Here is a 940-nt window from a genome sequence, read left to right as displayed (position 1 = left end):
ATACCAGGTTTCTGACCATCAGCATAAGGAATTGGACGACAGAGCGCCATGGCCCTGAGCCCCATGCGGGCGGAATAGATACCGACACCAACCCCGCTGGCGGCTTGGGAGCTGACCACACCAAGCAACCGGTTGGAAGTAAAGTCTGATAGCTGATCAGACAGCAGTTCTGTCGCACCAGCCAGCACCATCTGTTCCAGAACCATGGTTAACAGGCGGGTACGGGCAGGCAATGAAGGCCTGACACCGTAGACCTGACAGACCTCATCGAGCATCCGGATACTGCGCCAGACCGACAGCAGCATATCAACAGCGGCAAATGGGCTGAGAGCCACCATCAAGGCGACTTGCTGGCTATGTTGTGAAATACAGGCAAGTGCCCGCTGGTCTAGTGTCTGGAAAAAATGGCTATCCAGGTAAGCCAGCAGCTCGCTGTCATCACTGTAATCCGGCATCTCAGACAACACTTGTTCCAGCATCATCTGTTGGGGCTTACCCTGATAGAGCTTACTCAACTGCCCGGTCCATTGGCTGGTTAGTACGATCGTTCTCTGTTCTCGAAACTGTGCAGCCTGCGCCTGTAGTTCGGTGATCTGTCGGAAGTCCCGTTGATACAGGAAAAACTCCACCACGGCTTTAACGACAGTGACCGCCAGGGCCAGAAAAAGCAAGGCAAACAGTAAGGCCAAAGACCAATGCAGTTGATAGAGAAAAAGGCCCAGTTCCACCGTTTGCCAAAGCACCAATATCAACAGCAGGGTCAGCAGTCCATAACATGCCGACCTGATAAAGCGCAGTGGTTTGGCAGCCAGTTCAGGTCCCTGCAACACCGGATCCTGGAAACCATCACTGATGGACTCCGGAGTCTCCAGGGGTTGCTCTGGTTCCAGAGGGATAAAGTATGGATCGTGATGTCGGGTCATGAAAACCGGTCTCCCAG

1 protein-coding gene is annotated in these 940 nt (G+C 53.7%); it reads right to left on the bottom strand.

What is annotated here, in order from left to right; all coding sequences use genetic code 11:
• Window positions 1-923 (bottom strand): YcjF family protein (locus J7438_RS26005; RefSeq protein ID WP_209278932.1); only part of this gene is annotated, 923 nt, incomplete at its 3' end.
• Window positions 924-940 lie beyond the last annotated feature (17 nt).

Source organism: Thalassotalea sp. G20_0 (assembly GCF_017744175.1).
Classification (GTDB): Bacteria; Pseudomonadota; Gammaproteobacteria; order Pseudomonadales; family Endozoicomonadaceae; genus Endozoicomonas.
Note: the sequence above shows the minus strand (reverse complement) of the source record. Positions and strands in the feature narration are given on the sequence as shown.